This is a genomic window from Flavobacterium glycogeni, from assembly GCF_048286775.1.
Classification (GTDB): domain Bacteria; phylum Bacteroidota; class Bacteroidia; order Flavobacteriales; family Flavobacteriaceae; genus Flavobacterium.
In genome coordinates, this window is sequence record NZ_JBLVPV010000002.1 from 82,376 (window position 1) to 99,687 (window position 17,312).

At 34.1% G+C, this 17,312-nt stretch carries 19 protein-coding genes and 1 tRNA gene; 15 read left to right on the top strand and 5 right to left on the bottom strand.

Annotation, left to right across the window (positions count from 1 at the left end; translation table 11 throughout):
* Positions 1–42: 42 nt before the first annotated feature.
* Positions 43–115: transfer RNA gene (locus ACNQGX_RS01840), tRNA-Gly, on the top strand.
* Between the two features lie 54 nt (positions 116–169).
* Here the strand turns inward: ACNQGX_RS01840 and pepE are convergent.
* A complete protein-coding gene (gene pepE, locus ACNQGX_RS01845) occupies positions 170–877 on the bottom strand; it encodes a dipeptidase PepE (RefSeq protein WP_417973515.1) in 708 nt (235 codons plus the stop codon).
* 146 nt (positions 878–1,023) lie between these two features.
* Here pepE and ACNQGX_RS01850 point away from each other — a divergent pair, with 146 nt between their 5' ends.
* The 8 genes from ACNQGX_RS01850 to ACNQGX_RS01885 all read left to right on the top strand — a co-directional run bounded on the left by ACNQGX_RS01850 (position 1,024) and on the right by ACNQGX_RS01885 (position 7,854).
* A complete protein-coding gene (locus ACNQGX_RS01850) occupies positions 1,024–1,779 on the top strand; it encodes a hypothetical protein (RefSeq protein ID WP_417973517.1) in 756 nt (251 codons plus the stop codon).
* Positions 1,769–2,494 carry a hypothetical protein gene (locus ACNQGX_RS01855; RefSeq protein WP_417973519.1) on the top strand — a complete coding sequence of 242 codons (726 nt, stop codon included), beginning with the start codon at positions 1,769–1,771 and terminating at the stop codon, positions 2,492–2,494. The genes ACNQGX_RS01850 and ACNQGX_RS01855 overlap by 11 nt, the downstream gene beginning before the upstream one ends.
* Positions 2,481–3,206 carry a hypothetical protein gene (locus ACNQGX_RS01860; RefSeq protein ID WP_417973521.1) on the top strand — a complete coding sequence of 242 codons (726 nt, stop codon included), beginning with the start codon at positions 2,481–2,483 and terminating at the stop codon, positions 3,204–3,206. Before ACNQGX_RS01855 ends, ACNQGX_RS01860 begins: the two co-directional genes overlap by 14 nt.
* Positions 3,196–3,951 (top strand): hypothetical protein, encoded by a 756-nt coding sequence (locus tag ACNQGX_RS01865; RefSeq protein ID WP_417973523.1) that lies wholly within the window; start codon positions 3,196–3,198, stop codon positions 3,949–3,951. Before ACNQGX_RS01860 ends, ACNQGX_RS01865 begins: the two co-directional genes overlap by 11 nt.
* Positions 3,948–4,454: a DUF6702 family protein gene (locus ACNQGX_RS01870; protein ID WP_417973525.1), complete on the top strand. Its 507-nt coding sequence runs from the start codon at positions 3,948–3,950 to the stop codon at positions 4,452–4,454. The genes ACNQGX_RS01865 and ACNQGX_RS01870 overlap by 4 nt, the downstream gene beginning before the upstream one ends.
* A 60-nt stretch (positions 4,455–4,514) precedes the next feature.
* A complete protein-coding gene (locus tag ACNQGX_RS01875) occupies positions 4,515–6,758 on the top strand; it encodes a M1 family metallopeptidase (protein WP_417973527.1) in 2,244 nt (747 codons plus the stop codon).
* 110 nt (positions 6,759–6,868) lie between these two features.
* Complete coding sequence (locus ACNQGX_RS01880) at positions 6,869–7,270, top strand: Sec-independent protein translocase subunit TatA/TatB (protein WP_417973529.1); 402 nt, start codon at positions 6,869–6,871, stop codon at positions 7,268–7,270.
* The gene (locus ACNQGX_RS01885) at positions 7,270–7,854 is read left to right on the top strand and encodes a phosphatase PAP2 family protein (protein WP_417973531.1); all 585 of its coding nucleotides are present in this window, start codon (positions 7,270–7,272) and stop codon (positions 7,852–7,854) included. The genes ACNQGX_RS01880 and ACNQGX_RS01885 overlap by 1 nt, the downstream gene beginning before the upstream one ends.
* Before the next feature lie 147 nt (positions 7,855–8,001).
* Here ACNQGX_RS01885 and ACNQGX_RS01890 read toward each other — a convergent pair whose 3' ends face one another.
* Genes ACNQGX_RS01890 through ACNQGX_RS01900 form a run of 3 tightly spaced genes read right to left on the bottom strand, consistent with a single transcriptional unit; the run spans position 8,002 to position 9,189 of the window.
* On the bottom strand, positions 8,002–8,643 hold the full coding sequence (locus ACNQGX_RS01890; RefSeq protein WP_417973533.1) for an O-methyltransferase: 642 nt from the start codon (positions 8,641–8,643) through the stop codon (positions 8,002–8,004).
* Positions 8,643–8,933 carry a type II toxin-antitoxin system RelE/ParE family toxin gene (locus ACNQGX_RS01895; protein WP_417973535.1) on the bottom strand — a complete coding sequence of 97 codons (291 nt, stop codon included), beginning with the start codon at positions 8,931–8,933 and terminating at the stop codon, positions 8,643–8,645. The genes ACNQGX_RS01890 and ACNQGX_RS01895 overlap by 1 nt, the downstream gene beginning before the upstream one ends.
* Positions 8,923–9,189 carry a hypothetical protein gene (locus ACNQGX_RS01900; RefSeq protein ID WP_417973537.1) on the bottom strand — a complete coding sequence of 89 codons (267 nt, stop codon included), beginning with the start codon at positions 9,187–9,189 and terminating at the stop codon, positions 8,923–8,925. The genes ACNQGX_RS01895 and ACNQGX_RS01900 overlap by 11 nt, the downstream gene beginning before the upstream one ends.
* Before the next feature lie 92 nt (positions 9,190–9,281).
* Here ACNQGX_RS01900 and rlmN point away from each other — a divergent pair, with 92 nt between their 5' ends.
* Positions 9,282–10,322: a dual-specificity RNA methyltransferase RlmN gene (gene rlmN, locus ACNQGX_RS01905; protein WP_417973539.1), complete on the top strand. Its 1,041-nt coding sequence runs from the start codon at positions 9,282–9,284 to the stop codon at positions 10,320–10,322.
* Between the two features lie 66 nt (positions 10,323–10,388).
* Here rlmN and ACNQGX_RS01910 read toward each other — a convergent pair whose 3' ends face one another.
* Positions 10,389–11,282, bottom strand: coding sequence for a hypothetical protein (locus tag ACNQGX_RS01910; RefSeq protein WP_417973541.1), 894 nt, complete (start codon positions 11,280–11,282; stop codon positions 10,389–10,391).
* A 321-nt stretch (positions 11,283–11,603) separates the two neighbouring features.
* Here ACNQGX_RS01910 and ACNQGX_RS01915 point away from each other — a divergent pair, with 321 nt between their 5' ends.
* The 5 genes from ACNQGX_RS01915 to dnaG all read left to right on the top strand — a co-directional run bounded on the left by ACNQGX_RS01915 (position 11,604) and on the right by dnaG (position 17,259).
* The gene (locus ACNQGX_RS01915; RefSeq protein WP_417973543.1) at positions 11,604–12,581 is read left to right on the top strand and encodes a polyprenyl synthetase family protein; all 978 of its coding nucleotides are present in this window, start codon (positions 11,604–11,606) and stop codon (positions 12,579–12,581) included.
* Between the two features lie 247 nt (positions 12,582–12,828).
* A complete protein-coding gene (locus ACNQGX_RS01920; RefSeq protein WP_417973545.1) occupies positions 12,829–13,389 on the top strand; it encodes an RNA polymerase sigma factor in 561 nt (186 codons plus the stop codon).
* Entirely contained in the window at positions 13,376–14,068 is a 693-nt protein-coding gene (locus tag ACNQGX_RS01925; RefSeq protein WP_417973547.1) for a hypothetical protein, read from the top strand. The genes ACNQGX_RS01920 and ACNQGX_RS01925 overlap by 14 nt, the downstream gene beginning before the upstream one ends.
* 32 nt (positions 14,069–14,100) lie before the next feature.
* Positions 14,101–15,153, top strand: coding sequence for a ZW10 interactor (locus tag ACNQGX_RS01930; protein ID WP_417973549.1), 1,053 nt, complete (start codon positions 14,101–14,103; stop codon positions 15,151–15,153).
* 123 nt (positions 15,154–15,276) lie between these two features.
* A complete protein-coding gene (gene dnaG / locus ACNQGX_RS01935; RefSeq protein ID WP_417973551.1) occupies positions 15,277–17,259 on the top strand; it encodes a DNA primase in 1,983 nt (660 codons plus the stop codon).
* The last annotated feature ends 53 nt before the right edge of the window (positions 17,260–17,312 follow it).

Genomic DNA, 17,312 nt, shown 5'->3' on the forward strand with positions numbered 1-17,312 from the left:
AATTTCAAATTTTAGTTTGAAATTTTATTTTACTGTTATAATGCGAAAGTAGCTCAGTTGGTAGAGCTCCAGCCTTCCAAGCTGGTTGTCGCGAGTTCGAGCCTCGTCTTTCGCTCTTCAAAGTCGAAACGTAATTGTTTCGGCTTTTTTTGTATCATTTATTTTAGGATTACTTTATAAAACTTAAATCACTTCCAGCCTCTAATTCTTCGGGTGCTTGATTTTGTCTAAACAGTCGTGCTGTCAAATCACCTTTCAAAGTAATTGTATCGCCTTTTACGTCCAGCCAGCTGCCTTCTCTTAATCCTAAAACGGGTACAGAATTATAAGCGTGGAACTCTTTTATTCTGGTTTCACGAGTTTCTCCCATGTGTTTGGAATTAGTATCGGGATCTAAGTAATGCGGATTTAAATTGAAAGGAATTAATCCCAGAGTTTTAAAACTTGGAGGATAAACAATCGGCATGTCGTTTGTCGTTTGCATCGTCAATCCGCAAATGTTGCTTCCTGCACTTGTTCCTAAATACGGAGTTCCATTTTTTACAACATCAGAGAGTATTTCTATGCTGTTGTTTTTGTATAATTGTGACACTAAAACAAATGTGCTTCCTCCGCCGGTAAAAATTCCTTCTGCATTTTTTATAGCCAGTGCGGCATCTTCAAGCTCATGTATTCCGATTACTTTTTTATTTATTTTGGCGAAAGCCAAGCTTACCATTGCAGTATATTCTTCATGAGAAATCCCGCCGGGTCTAGCGTAAGGGATAAAAAGAATGGTGTTGCAATTTTGAAAATGCAATTGCAATTCAGGTAATAAATAGTCTAGGTAATTCTGGTTGGCAAGAGTAGAAGTACTTGCGATTAGTATGTTTTTCATTTTTGGTGCATAATTTGTGCTAAAGGTATTAAATCAGTCTTTTTGATTTCATATTTTTAATTAACATTTTTTTACCAACTCATTAGTAATTAATTTGGAGCGCATTAAGATACTTTTACGAGGTGTCAATAACGGATTAAAAAGGGATGATTAGAATTGTGTACTTATATTTAGCTTTTGTAGCAACGAATGTTGTAGCACAAGAAACTTCTCGAATAAAATTGAAAGGAAAAGTGACTTCTGACGTTTCTGTTTTAGAAGGGATTTATGTGATAAATTTAAAAAGTGAGCAAGCATTAGTTACTGATAAAGAGGGGAATTTTTCTATTATGGCTAAAGTTGGGGACACATTACTGTTCACTGAAGGGCAGTTTAAAGAGGTTAGAATTGGCTTGACCCAAAAGGATTTTGAACAAGAAATAATTGAGGTAAAAATGATGCCCATAGTAAATCAATTACGAGAAGTTATTGTAAGAAACGGTATGAATGCGGTTTCAATGGGGATAATTCCAAAGGGACAAAAAATATACACTCCGGCAGAACGAAAGTTATATACTGCCAGTAATCTTAATGCCACTGCTAATGCGGGCACTATGATGGGCGGTTCAATCTCGGCTGATCCATTATTAAATTGGATTTCAGGAAGAACTAAAATGCTTAAAAAAGAAGTTGAAGTCGAAAAGAAAGAATCGTATTTGAGGCAATTAGAGAATATGTTTACCGTCGATTATTTTGTGAGTAAATTAAAAATACCATCTGAATATGTCAAAGGATTTGAATATTATATTGTAGAAAACGAAAGGTTTGTGACCGTTTTAAAATCTAAAAATGTGACAATGAGTACTTTCTTGATTGGAGAATTAGCCACTAAATACAAAGAGATAATCGCCAGTGAAAATTAAAAGTACCCTACAGTTTATTGTCTTTTTGTTCGTGCAAGTTGCCTTTGGTCAAATGGACAACGGAAAGGAACTTCGAGGAAAAATTATCGCTGATTCTGTTGCGGTTGATTGCATTACGATTGAGAATGTAACAACGGATAAAACTGCTTTTTCGGATGTGAATGGTTTCTTTACTATAGCTGTAAAAGAAGGCGATGTTTTGGTATTTACTGCAGTTCATTTAGAAGGTCTCCGCAGGAAAATTAACAAGCAGGATCTGCAGGACGTTATTACAGTAATGATGCTTCCCAAAAGTATTATTTTGAATGAAGTAATAGTGAATGAATCTTCCATTACTGCAGAGAGTTTAGGAATTATACCTTACGGTCAAAAAAAATATACGCCAGCAGAGAGAAAATTATACACCGCAACCTCTGGTGGAGGTATCGATGGATTGCTGAATGCAATTTCAGGTCGTAAAGCTATGCTTAAAAAAGAGATTGTAATTGAGAAAAAAGAACAATTATTAGCTAGAATCGAAGTTCTTTTTGAAGATGAATATTACATCGAAACCTTGAAAATTCCCACAGATTACATTAAAGATTTTCAATATTACTGTATTGATGATACTGGTTTTGCGAATGCATTACGATCTAAAAACAAGACAATGGTCATGTTTCTAATTGTAAAACTTGCCGAAAATTATAATAAAATTATTGCGGGTGAAAATAAATAGAATTCTATCGGTAGTTTTATTTTTAATATACCAAATGTCTTTTGGTCAAACTGTTGGTGAAAAGATACTTCATGGTAAAATTAGAGCCGATTCGGCTTATATAAGTGGAATAAATGTCTTAAATTTAGTAAATGAAAAAACAACCGTTACAAATAGGGATGGAGAATTTTTTATTTTGGCAAAAGCCAATGATGTGCTGGTTTTTACAGCGGTGAATCTGGAGATTCACAGGAAGTTAATCGAGGAAGAGGATTTGATTTTGGAGGTGTTAAACATAAAAATGATTTCGAAAGTAACGGAGTTGAAAGAAGTGGTAGTTAATCAACATCCGGAAATCAATGCACGGGATTTAGGAATAATTCCTAAAAACCAAAAGTCCTACACTGCTGCTGAGAGAGGAAAGTATTCCCAGCCAAAAGGACCTTTGGATGCGCTTAAAATAATGATTACAGGGAAAAATCCAGCACTTGATAAAGCATTGAAGGTGGAAAGAAGTAGAGCATTATTGAATAAATTAGAAACACTTTTTTCCGATGAGTATTATAATGAAACTTTAAAAATTCCTAGTGATTACATCAAAGGATTTCAATACTATTGTATTGAAGACAATAATTTTGTTGCAGCATTGAAATCTAAAAATAAGTGGAGGGTAATGTTTTTAATGTTTAAAATGTCTAATATTTATACAAAAACAATCCAAGATGAAAACTAAAATAAGAATTCTTTGTTTGCTTTTCTTTTGCCAATTTTCTTTTGGTCAAAATGAAAACAGAAAGTCATTGCACGGTCAGTTTATAAATGAATCCGCTTTGGTGGACAACGGATATGTTTTTAATTTGAATTCAAAAACGAGAACCTTTATAAGTGACCAAGGGTTTTTTGATATTTTGGCGAAAGCCAAAGATACATTGCTGGTCTCAAGCGCTTCTTTTAAGTCTAAAAAAATTGTGATTCAGGAGAAAGATTTTTCAAAACCGTTGTTTGTAGTCAATTTAGAAACGCAAACTACGCTGTTGAAGGAAGTTATTGTGAAGCGCAAAGCGGAGATAAAACCAATAACTGGTGGTTCACAGGGTATTGTCGACATGCAATTTTTTGATGATGCGAAATCTTCACCTGTGAATAGAACGATGCCTTCGGACGGAACCATAGAAAATGGAATGGATTTTGTTAGGATATTCAAGATGGTTTCTAAAGTATTCAAGAATGATTCGGCAAAAAGAACCGATTTGAATCCTGATGTGGATTTTTCTGATGTGGTTTCTAAAGGGATTGATGCTTATTTCTTTACAAATACATTAGGGTTGAAAAACGATGAAATTGGGCTTTTTCTGGATTATTGCGAGAATGATCCAAAATCGAAAAGCCTTTTGAAACAAGAAGATGAATTTTTACTAATTGATTTTTTAATCACCAAGAACGAAGAGTTTAAAAGAATTGCTACTTTTGGAAAATGAAAAAAACAGTCTTAATTACTTTTTTTGGGTTATTATTTTTAACGTTGACTTCTTTTAGTGTGCATAAATTTTATGTGGCATTATACCAAGTAAATTACGCTCCCCAAAAGAAAATGCTTCAAATCACCGCCCGTATTTTTGTTGATGATTTGAATAATGCCGTTGGGAAAAAGTATGCTAAAAAAATCAATTTGGGTTCTGAAAAAGAAACAGCCGAAGATTTGGTTTTATTGAAAAAATATTTCAGCGAAAAATTCTCCATAAAAATAAATGGACAATCGAAATCCATGACTCTTTTAAGCAAAGAAATGGATGGGGATGTACTCATCTGTTACTTAAGTATAAAGGAAATTCCTAAAATTAATTCACTCGAAATTTACAACACAGTTATCATAGAAGGAAATTCAGAACAGCAAAATATTATGCATTTTAATGTGGCTGGAATAAAAAATACATTACTATTTACAGAATCCACGTCCAAGGGAATGTTAAAATATGAATAAATTTAAAAACATCTGTTTTAAATTATTATTTTCACGCACTGAATAACCAGATTTTTACCTATGAAAAAATTTACATTATTATTACTTCTTCCGGCAATTTTGTTTGCTCAAGAAAAAACGGCACCTGTTACGCCAAAACAACCAGGAAAGTACGATACCAATAAGTTTAGCCAAATGTATGATTTGTTAGCAACGCCTAACATGTTTCGTACTGCTTCTGGAGCTCCGGGTCCTGCTTATTATCAACAACAGGCTGACTACAAGATAAATGTAGAGCTTGATGACAAAAAATCTAAACTAACGGGGTCGGAAACGGTTACTTATTATAACAATTCTCAAGACACTTTAGAATATTTATGGGTTCAGTTAGATCAAAATCAAGCTGCGAAAACTTCGCAAACGCCATTGGCGGAAAGCCAAAGAATGGAGCAGGTTTTTCCTGCTGGAAACTTCGCAAACAAGTTTTTAAAACCAGAATTAGAGCGTGGATTCAACATTGAGTTCGTGAAAGATGTAAAAGGAAATCCTTTGTCATATTCGATCAATCAAACCATGATGCGTATTAATTTAGTAACTCCAATGAAACCTGGTGAAAAATTTACTTTTTCTATCAATTGGTGGTATAATATTAATAATTACAGACAAGATGGTGGTCGTTCAGGTTATGAATTATTCGAAAAAGAAGGTAATAAATTATATGTAATTGCCCAATTCTATCCTAGAATGGCAGTTTATAATGATGTTGAAGGATGGCAGAATATGCAATTTTGGGGAACGGGAGAATTTACGTTGCCTTTTGGAAATTTTGATGTAAATATCACTGTGCCGGCAGATCACGTTATGGAAGCTACCGGTGAATTGATGAATAGAAGCGAAGTCTTTACTGCAGAGCAAGTAAAAAGATACGAACTGGCTCAAAAATCATTTGATAAACCAGTTGTAATTGTTACTCAAGCGGAAGCGGAAGCAAGTGAAAAAGGTTTTTCAGAAAAGAAAAAAACATGGAAATTCAGTGCTAAAAACGTAAGGGATTTTGGTATTGCTACTTCAAGAAAGTTTATTCTGGATGCAATGGCAGTTAAATTAAATGAGAAAACGGTAATGGCAGTTTCAGTCTATCCTAAAGAAGCAAATCCGCTTTGGGGAGAAACTTCTACAAGAACTGTGGCACATACTTTAAAAAGTTATTCATCTCACACATTTGATTATCCTTATCCAAAAGCAGTTTCTGTATCAGCGGAAGATCAAGGAATGGAATACCCAATGATTTGCTGGAATTATGGTCGTCCTGACGAAAAAGGAGTGACAAGTGAACGTACTAAAAACGGAATGATTGGCGTAATAATACATGAAGTAGGGCACAATTTTTTCCCTATGATTGTAAATTCTGACGAACGTCAATGGTCTTGGATGGACGAAGGTCTTAATACATTTATGGAGTATATGGCCGAACAAGAAATGGGGACAAATTTCCCTTCAAGTCGTGGACCGGCAAGTAAAATTGTTCCGTACATGAGCGGAGATCAAAAATTCTTGGAACCTATTATGTCTAACTCTGAAACGATCGTTCAATTTGGTGCTAATGCTTATGGTAAGCCGGCAACAGGTTTGAATATTCTTAGAGAAACAATTATGGGAAGAGAATTATTTGACCATGCTTTCAAAGTATATGCAAACAGATGGAAATTCAAGCATCCTACACCAGAAGACTTTTTTAGAACTATGGAAGATGCATCAGCAGTTGATTTAGATTGGTTTTTCAGAGGATGGTTTTACTCTACTGATTTTGTTGATATCGGAGTGAAAGAAGTAAAACAATATTATGTGTCTGAGACTGCAACTGCAGCATTAAAAGACGCTGTAGTAAGAAGAGGGCGTTTTGGTCAAGAAAAAGGACCTTTCGTTTATTTAGTTCCTGGAACAAGTGAAGAATTGTCATCAAAAGATAAGAAAGCATTAGCAATTGAAGATGTAAATTTACTATCTGAGTATATAAACCAAAATTTTTCTGCAGATGAAAAATCAAAATTGAAATCTCCTAAGTATTTCTATGAAGTAGAGTTTAACAAACCAGGAGGAATGTTAATGCCAATTATCGTTGAATTGACATACGAAGATGATACGAAAGAAACCTTCAAATATCCAGCTCAAATTTGGAGAAAAAACAATGATACGGCTAAGAAAGTTTACGCAACTGAAAAAGCAATCAAGAAGATTCAGATAGATCCAAAATTAGAAACTGCTGATATTGACGTAACCAATAACGCTTGGCCTAAAGAAGAAGTGAAGTCTAAATTTGATTAAATAAAGACAGGAAATGAAAAAAGACTCTGAAAAGAGTCTTTTTTTTATGAAAAAATTAAAAGTCAAAGATTCAAAATTAGGTATCTTTGCAACAATAAAAAATAAGAAATATGTTTGGCATAGGAGGAGGCGAATTAATTTTTATCATGTTTATAGTGCTCATGCTTTTTGGGTCGGATAAAGTACCGGAAATAGCCCGTACGATGGGTAAAGCAATGGCACAATTAAAACATGCTACGAATGACATAAAAAGTGAGATTCAAAAAGGAGCGGAAGCTAATGGATTAGATACACAAACATTAACCGATTTAAGAGGAAATATTACATCGGAAATCAATAAAGCGAAGGAAAATCTATTGGGAGATACGTCTCAAATTAGCGATATAACCGGAAATATCACCTCAGAAATCAATAAAGCCAAAGACAGTTTACTGGGCGAAACAACCACTCAAATCGATAAAACTAAAGAAATTATAGAAGATGTTACAGGACCTATAAAACGTCAGATGTAATGTTAGAAAAATTATTGTCTTTAGATACGGAATTGTTTGTTTATTTGAATGGGTTAGGGTCTAGTGATTATGATGGACTTTGGTTATTTATTACCAGACAAAGCAACTGGACTCCTCTTTTTTTACTCCTTTTATATGTTATTTATAAAAAATTAGGAGTTAAACAAACCTTGTATTTATTGCTGTTTGTAGCAGCTTTAATCACAATTACAGATCAAACAACAAACTTGTTCAAGAACGGATTTCAAAGATTACGCCCTTGTAATAATTCTGAAATCAATTCCTTTATACGCATAGTTCAAGAACGTAAATCATTCAGTTTTTTCTCAGGACACGCCGCAAATTCTATGGCAGTTGTAACATTTTTGTATTTTAATTTTAAGGACAAAATCAAATTTTTTGGCTTCCTGTTCTTATGGCCGCTCATCTTCGCTTTCAGTAGAATCTATCTGGGATTGCATTATCCATTGGATATTCTTACAGGCTATTTCTTCGGATTTACTTTTGGATTTTTGATGTTCAAAGGCTACAAAATAGCACAACAAAAGTATTTTCCTATGTCATTGCAAGGAGGAACGACGTAGTAAACAGGAGTTTTTTTCCGCTTCCCGATAGCTATCGGGAAGCTGTATCTTTTCCTTGTCCTTCTTCCTTCTCAGTCAGAATTACAAGAAAAAGGATGTCGCTTTTATCAGGGCTAGGGCATTTGTTTTCAATAGAAATATCCTAAACTAAAGAACCCGACTTACCGTTAATCCATCACGAATGGGCAACAAAACCGTTTCTACTCTGGGATCATTCTTTAATAACTGATTGTATTCCAGTAATACTTTTGTGCTCAAATCATTGGGTTGTAACGGTTCCAGAACTTTCCCGCTCCACAACACATTGTCCGATAAAATAATCCCGCCTTTATTCATTTTTGGAACAATCAATTCAAAATAGTTGAGGTAGTTTTCTTTATCGGCATCGATAAAAACCAAATCAAATTTTATATCCAGCGTTGGAATGATGTCAATTGCTTCTCCTAAATGTTGTACAATTTGCTTTCCCCAAGGTGATTTGTCAAAATGTTTGCGTTGAAAATCAATCAACTCTTCTTTGATGTCAATCGTGTGCAATTGTCCGGTTTCCTGCATGCCTTCGCACAAGCACAACGCCGAATAACCCGTATAAGTGCCAATTTCCAGAATATTTACCGGCCGAATCAGTTTAGACAACATACTTAAAACCCGACCTTGAAAATGCCCGCTCAACATTCGCGGCAGCAGAATTTTTTGATACGTTTCTTTATTCAAAGCCGCCAGTAAAGCCGGTTCTTTTTCTGAATGTTGCTCGATATAATCTTCTAATTCTTGGGAAATGAAATGCATTATTTTAATTTAAAATTACTTAAATCTTGGTAGTTGTTCCAAAATCGTAACAAGTAGATGGTTTCGTTTTGAATGGAATAATAGATGGTAATTTGCTTTATAATTACCATTTTGTAAACATTGATATAATCGGATTTTGTAAAAACCACGTTCTCTCTTGCTAATAAATTAAGAGAATAATCGACTTCATAAATGAAATTTAAGGCTTCTTTTTCAGACCAATGTTCTTCCAGATATTCAATATTTTGCCAATGATCATTTTTGGAAGCTAAAGTCCATTCAATTTTCATTCTTGAAATATTTTGGATACCTTTTTTTGGTTTCTTCCATTACTAATTCGTGCGAAATAGTTTGCTTGTTCGCCACTTGAATAAGTGCTTCGTCTATCGCTTTTTTTTCTGGTAATGCCATCGAATTTAGGGTAGTATTATCAGATGTATCTTCATTCAAATAATTATCAAAAACCGAAGAAACGATACGTAATAAACGTTCGTCGGCATTTTCTATTTGCATTTGAATTTTCTGTTTTAATTCTGGAAGTCCCATGTCTGTTCATTTTACAGAAACAAAGTTACAAAATATAATTTTGAGGGTTAGAAAAATTCAATATAATTCAAAATTGTAATTAACTTTGCACAATGATGGAGAAAAAAGACATACGATCCTTATCAAAAGAACTATTGCGAGATTTTTTCGTCGCAAATGGCGATAAAGCCTTTCGTGGGAATCAAGTCTATGAATGGTTGTGGAGCAAAGGCGCGCATAGTTTTGAGGATATGACTAATGTTTCTAAGGGAACACGTACGATGCTGGAAACGCATTTTGTTATCAATCACATCAAAGTGGATACGATGCAGCGCAGTGAAGACGGAACCGTGAAAAATGCTGTTCGTTTGCATGATGGTTTGGTGGTGGAGTCGGTTTTGATACCTACTAATACAAGAACTACAGCTTGTGTTTCGAGTCAAGTGGGTTGTAGTTTAGATTGCAGCTTTTGCGCTACAGCGCGATTAAAAAGAATGCGAAATCTGGAACCGGCTGAAATCTATGATCAGGTAATTGCCATCGATAAAGAAAGCCGTTTGTATTACAATCATCCGTTATCAAATATTGTTTTCATGGGAATGGGAGAGCCGCTTATGAATTACAACAATGTGTTGAAGGCAATTGAAATGATTACGTCTCCGGAAGGTTTAGGAATGTCGCCTAAACGTATTATGGTTTCGACTTCGGGAGTTCCTAAAATGATTAAGAAATTAGCAGATGATGACGTGAAATTCAAATTAGCAGTTTCGCTACACTCGGCAATCGATGAAATTCGTTCTAGAATTATGCCGTTTAGTGCTAATTTTCCTTTGGCAGATTTGCGCGAATCATTGGAATATTGGTACCGAAAAACTAAAAGTAAGATCTCCTACGAATATGTCGTTTGGAAAGATATCAATGATAATAAAGCTTCAATAGATGCTTTGGTGAAGTTCTGTAAATATGTTCCTTGCAAAGTGAATTTGATTGAATACAATCCAATCGATGATGGTGAGTTTCAACAAGCTTCCGAAGAATCAATTAATGCGTATATAAAAGCACTGGAAGCTAGTGGAATTGTGGTAAAAGTACGAAGAAGCCGCGGAAAAGACATTGATGCTGCTTGCGGGCAACTGGCCAATAAAGAAGCATAAAAAAAGGAGTTCAGTTTTGAACTCCTTTTTAATTTTGAACCTCTTTGTTGAGGTTGCTAAAGTCTTTTAATGACCTAGATGAATTTCAGTTGCTGTACCTCCATCTATGGATAGCGTGGCTAGATTGTCGCAAGCTCCCGTTCCATAGTCAATTGTTGCAGAGTGTGTGTTTTTTGTAAGTTTTAACATTCCTGACACCGGAAAAGGTAAAGGAGGTTGTGATAAACTACAAACGGCTTTATGAACCAATGGTGTTGCTGCTTCTATTAAAGAGGTAAAAACAGATCCATTTGGATGTGTTGTCGTAAATGTTCCGTAAGTAGAATACACATCATCCGTTGGGCTTGTACGGGTAGAAAATCCAGCAGTCATTTCTCTTATTCGGTCTCCATTACGGATGTAAACTCCAGCCGTTGTGGTGAGTTTCATTTCAGTCATGGTGAAAGTAGTTTTCGGGTGTAATGTAGAGGGTACTGCAGTTGCACTTCCAAGCATTTCTCTTTTCCATGTGGATGTTCCTTCTAGTTTACGGTCATTTACATAAAATCCATCAAAAGTGACAGTCATGTATTTCGGGAAAGTGGTTCCGGTAGTGCGGGTCAATATAATTTTTCCTTTTAGGGAATGTCCTCTAAATAAACAAGCTGAAGTTGCAGTTCCAAAAGTAATGGTCAATTTTCTAACTTCAGCTGTTGAGCCTAAATCGCTAACAATTGCACATTCAGGTTTTATTGAATAGTAATCTCCAATAGTTTTGCCGGTTGTAGATCCTTCTTTTGCTTCGTATTGATCATCAGCAATAAGGGATACATCGTCTATGACATCATCCATATCCTGATTAGCGCCAACATCGTTACTGGTTACACTTGTTTCTGTTGTAGCAGGTTCTGAGTCTTTTGAACAACTTGTAAATGCAAGAATGCTCAAAATCATTCCAAATAATAAAATCTTTTTTTTCATAATTAATAGGTTTTAGGTTTTTATTTTAATAAAAAAATCATAAAAAGGTATAATTGGGGCTCAATTAAGTTATAAAAATACAAAAAAATCAATTCGAAAAACTGGCAGTCTATAATTTTTGGTCTGTGTCTAAGTAATTTTTAGTTTGATAAAAGTGCAATAATGAAATCAATTTGTAAATTCCGACTGTAGTTGTTATCGGTTTAGCAAATTAAACGGAATTGAATTCCATAATTGATCGCAATAGAAATCGCACAAAATAAATATACTTACAGGAAATAGACTATGTTTTTTATTTAAAATAGTATATTTGAAACCTAAATGAATGTAACTTCACAAATAAAACAGCCTATTTTCAACGAAATGGAACTTTTTGAAAAAAAGTTCTATGAATCGATGACTTCAAAAGTGGCTTTGTTAAATAGAATCACGTATTACATCGTCAACAGAAAGGGAAAGCAAATGCGTCCGATGTTCGTTTTTCTGACTGCCAAAATGGTTTCGGGAGATGTTGTAAATGAAAGAACGTATCGTGGAGCTTGTGTTATCGAACTGATTCATACCGCGACATTAGTTCATGATGATGTAGTGGATGATAGCAATCGTAGAAGAGGTTTTTTCTCCATCAATGCGCTTTGGAAAAATAAAATTGCGGTACTTGTAGGTGATTATTTATTGTCCAAAGGATTGTTGCTTTCTATTGATAATGGAGATTTTGATTTGCTTCGAATTATTTCTGTCGCTGTACGCGAAATGAGTGAAGGCGAATTACTTCAAATTGAAAAAGCACGAAGACTCGACATCACAGAAGATATTTACTATGAAATCATTCGAAAAAAGACAGCGACACTTATTGCTGCCTGTTGTGCTCTTGGTGCAAGATCTGTTATAGAAGATGAAGTTCAGGTAGAAAACATGCGTAAATTTGGAGAACTCATTGGGATGGCTTTCCAAATAAAAGATGATTTATTCGATTATACCGAAGATGCCATTGGTAAACCTACCGGAATTGACATCAAAGAACAAAAAATGACTCTGCCTCTCATTCACGTCTTGAATACGTGTACTTCAAAAGAGAAAACATGGCTTATCAATTCCATTAAAAACCATAATAAAGATAAAAAACGCGTCAAAGAAGTTATTGCTTTTGTGAAAAACAGTAACGGATTGCTTTATGCAGAACAAAAAATGGTAGAATTTCAGCAAGAAGCCCTTTTGCTTTTAGATAATTATCCTGATTCTGAGTTCAAAGATGCGCTGATTTTGATGGTAAATTATGTGATTGAAAGAAAAAAATAATTTTTTTTTAGAATAATTTTCCCACGTTAACTATTGATTTTATTGACTCTTTTTGGTTTTCAATTTGTAAAATCAAAAAAATATTTATGTAAGATGCAACCTTTTTGCAATCCAACTCGTCTATGCTAATAGAAGTCTGATTCAATATCAAAAATCAATTGCAATAGCAATGAAAAATATTGAAATTGAAATTGAATTTTGAAATTGCCATTGCCATTGATTTTTGAAATTGCCATTGAAATTATTTATGAAAGTAATCAACTTACATCAGGAGGAAAATGAATTAATCCAGTTAGCTGTCGAAAACAATCGGCAGGCGCAACAGCAGATTTATACCCAGTTTTCACCAAAAATGTTAAGCGTTTGCCGCCAATATATAAAAGACATTCATCAGGCCGAAGATATTATGATTACTGCTTTTATGAAAGTGTTTACGAATCTGAAGAGTTTTCAGCACAAAGGAAGTTTTGAAGGTTGGATTAGAAGAATCATGGTCAACGAATGTATTTCTTTTATCCGAGTTGAAAAAAAGCTAAAATATAGTGAAGATGAAACCTATTTTGAAGAAAGTTTCAATAACATCGAAAGCCAATTTTCAATAGCCGACATTCAGTTTTTGATAGACAGTTTGCCGGATGGCTATAAAATGGTTTTTAATTTATATGCTATCGAGGGTTATAAGCATCAGGAAATTGCCAGTATGTTAGGGATTAATGAAGGAACATCTAAGTCGCAATTGTCTCATGCCAGAAAAATGCTGCAAGGACAGATTAGTAAATTAAAAAATTACAGTTATGGAACCGAATAAATTAGAAACACAGTTCAAAGAGCAATTGAATTCTCGGGAGATCAAACCATCAGAAATGGCTTGGAGCAAATTGGATGCGATGCTTACGGTTGCTGAAAAACCAAAAGCTAAATTTCCTTGGTTGTTTATAGCTGCCAGTTTTGTCGGATTTCTATTGATAGGAACAGTTTATTTCAGTCAAAAAGGAAATACAATTGAAAATCAGGAAAATGAGGTTGTTATTCAGAATTCAGTTACTCCAAAAACGACTGTAGTTCCTGACATTAGTATAAAACTAAAAACGGAGGATGAAAAAGGCTTGGTTGCTAATGCTGTTCCAAAATCAACTTCGGGAACTAACAAAACTCCAGTTTTAAAAGAAAAACCGATAGTCGTTAATAATAATTCAAATCAAAATCAAGTAGCAGAAGTTTCAATCAGTAATCAAAAAACAGAACAAAAATTAATCAAATCACAAATCAGCGGTGTTACAGTTGACGAACTGTTAGCAGTTGCTGGAAATCCTTCGAAAAAAGAAAATCAATCGAATCAAAAACTAGTTGTACATGTAAATGCCAATAACTTGCTTTCAGAAGTGGATGGAGAATTAGAACTTTCCTTTCGAGAAAAAGTAATCAATAAAGTAAGCAAGAATTACCAAACGGTAAAAGTTGCGTTGACCAATCGTAACTTAGAATAAAAATCATCAATCACCTTTAAAATCAAATCACCATGAGAAATTTTACAATTTACTTAGTAGTACTGTTATGTCTTTTTGCAAGTAAAATGCTTGGACAGGAAACATTTGAACAGCGAGCAAAAACTATTGCTTCAAAAATTGAAACCATTACAAAAGAAGAAAAAGCGGCCCTGAAAATAGAAGTCGAGGCGGTTAATAATCAATTAATCAACGGTACGATCACAAGAGAAGAAGCGGAGCGTAAAAAGAAATTATTGGCCGAAGCCAAAGCAATCAATATTGAATCAAGAGTGGCTTTGGAACAAGAAGCATTGAAAAACTTAGTTCAGGAAAAAGTGGACGGGAAAATTAAGGAGCAAGATGCTTTGAAAAAACGCAAATTTGAATTGAATTGGGATTGGGAAAAAGATTCAAAAAGGAATGATTCTATTCGTTCAACAAAAGGAGAGCAAAGAACAACAAGTCAGGTGGTTTTTGCAGCAGGATTAATTAATGTGGTGACTAATAATAGTATCGAAAAATCAGATTTTATGTATTTGGGTTCTCATTTCTACGAATTAGGCGTTTCTTACAATAGCAGAATTGTAAAAAACAATAATTTACTTCATGCTAAATACGGCTTATCAGTAATATATAATAATCTTCGTCCTACTGATAATCGTAGTTTTGTAGTCAATGGTGACCAAACTAATTTGGTGGTTAATCCTATAGATTTAAAAGATTCTCGATTCAGAAATGTATATTTAGTGGTGCCAGCTCATTTAGAATTTGACTTTTCAGGTAAAAAGATGAAAGCGGATAAGTCATTTTTTAGAACTCATCAAAGTGTCCGTTTTGGAATAGGAGGTTATGCAGGAATCAATTTGAAATCAAAGCAAATTATCAAGTATGATGACAATGATTTAAAAGCTACGGAAAAAACCAAAGGGGATTTTAATACCAGTAATTTTATCTATGGTTTGAGTTCTTATATAGGCTACAAGTCCACGAGTTTATATGTGAAATATGATTTGAATCCTTTGTTTAAAGACAATGCAGTGAAACAAAATAACGTTTCCTTAGGAGTGCGTTTCGATTTTAATTAAAGTTTAGTTGAGTTAGTTTTTGTACTTTTTTAAGAACCCTTTCAGAGTTTCAAACGCTGAAAGGGTTTATATCTTTAAAAACTTTGTAACTTTGACCTTTTGCAACTTTGACCCTATAATAATTTGATTTCAAAAGCCACTATAGATACTGTTTTCGAAACTTCTCGTGTAGAGGAAGTCATTGGTGATTTCGTACAATTAAAACGTGCGGGAAGCAACTTCAAAGGGCTAAGCCCGTTTTCTGAAGAGCGTTCTCCATCATTTATGGTTTCGCCAGCTAAGGGAATTTGGAAAGATTTTAGTTCTGGAAAAGGAGGGAATTCTGTCGCTTTCTTGATGGAACACGAAAAATTCACGTATCCGGAAGCCATTCGCTATTTAGCCAAAAAATACAATATCGAAATTGAAGAAACCGAGCAGACGGATGAAGAGAAATCCAATACTGATGTTCGAGAAAGTATGTATTTGGTTTCGGAATTTGCAAAAACCTATTTCCATAATACACTTTTAAATTCGGAAGAAGGAAAAGCAATTGGCTATTCTTATTTTAAAGAACGCGGTTTTACCAATGAAACCATAAAGAAATTTGGTTTGGGTTATTCCCCGGAAGCTTGGGATGCTTTTACCAAAGAAGCATTAGGGAAAGGATATAAATTAGAATTTCTGGAAAGTACGGGTTTAACAATTGCAAGAGAAGACAGGCCATTTGACCGTTTCAAAAGTCGTGTGATGTTCCCAATACAAAGTATGTCAGGAAGAGTACTCGGTTTTGGAGGAAGGATTCTTACCAATGATAAAAAGGCGGCAAAATACCTGAACTCACCAGAGAGTGAAATTTATCATAAAAGCAAAGTTTTGTATGGTATTTTTCAAGCCAAACAATCCATTGCAAAATTAAATAATTGTTATTTGGTCGAAGGATATACAGATGTAATTCAGTTCAACCAATCCGGAATTGAAAATGTTGTTGCTTCCTCAGGGACAGCTTTGACGCCAGATCAAATCCGATTGGTAAATAGATTGACAAAGAATATTACGGTTCTTTTTGATGGAGATGCTGCCGGTTTACGCGCTTCAATTCGAGGAATCGATTTGATTCTTGAAGAGGGAATGAATGTGAAGGTATGTACATTTCCTGATGGAGAAGATCCAGATAGTTTTGCCAAGAAAACGTCTTATGATGATTTAGTTTTATACCTCGAAAATAATGCGAAAGATTTCATTCAGTTTAAAGCATCGCTTTTGATGAATGAAGCCAAGAATGATCCTATAAAAAAAGCGGATTTAATTCGAGATATGGTAGTCAGTATTTCTAAAATTCCAGATAGGATTCAACGCGAAATTTATATTCAGGAATGTTCCAGAATTATGGATATTTCGGAACAAGTGCTTGTCAGTACCTTAGCGCAATTAGTTCAAAAAGATGTTGTTGAAGTTGGGAAAAAACAAAAAAAAGAGCAATTGCAGAATGCTTTTGACTATGTTAAAAATGAAGATACAGTTGAGGCGGATAAAGTGGATTCTCTGTATCGATTTGAACGTAAAATAATTGAAATCCTATTGCTTTATGGTAATAAAACAGAAAGATTTGAAGAAGTTCTATTAAAGTCAAATAGTGATGGAGAAATTATAGACGTTACTGAAGTTAAAGAATTAAAAGTTTTTCAGAAAATATATTTGAGTTTGCAAGATGATGAAGTAGAATTTGCAAGTCCTATATTTAGAGAGATTTATAAAAATTTAATAGATTATTATTTGCAAAATGAGGATTCTGGGCTTGAAAAATATATAAATCATTTTCAGTCAGGTATTCCAGATGAGGTAACTAATATTATAATGGAGGATGAGAAAAATGTATTGCATAATTGGGTAGGTCAAAATATTTTTCCTAAAACCAAAGATGAAATGTTAAATCAGGATGTTTCAGATACATTGCTTACTTTAAGATGGTTTTTACTGAGTGAAATTATAGAAGAGTTAAAAAATTCAGTCTCTAATGAACCAGATTCGGATAATATGGAGTCGCTATCTTTAGTGATGAATTATATCGAGTTGAGAGGAAAATTTTCAAAAAAATTAGGAAGAGTTGTGGTACGCTATCATTAAAGGAGCATGATTTTTTCACTCCACAATAATTAAAAAAGCTCTGTGTCATCTGA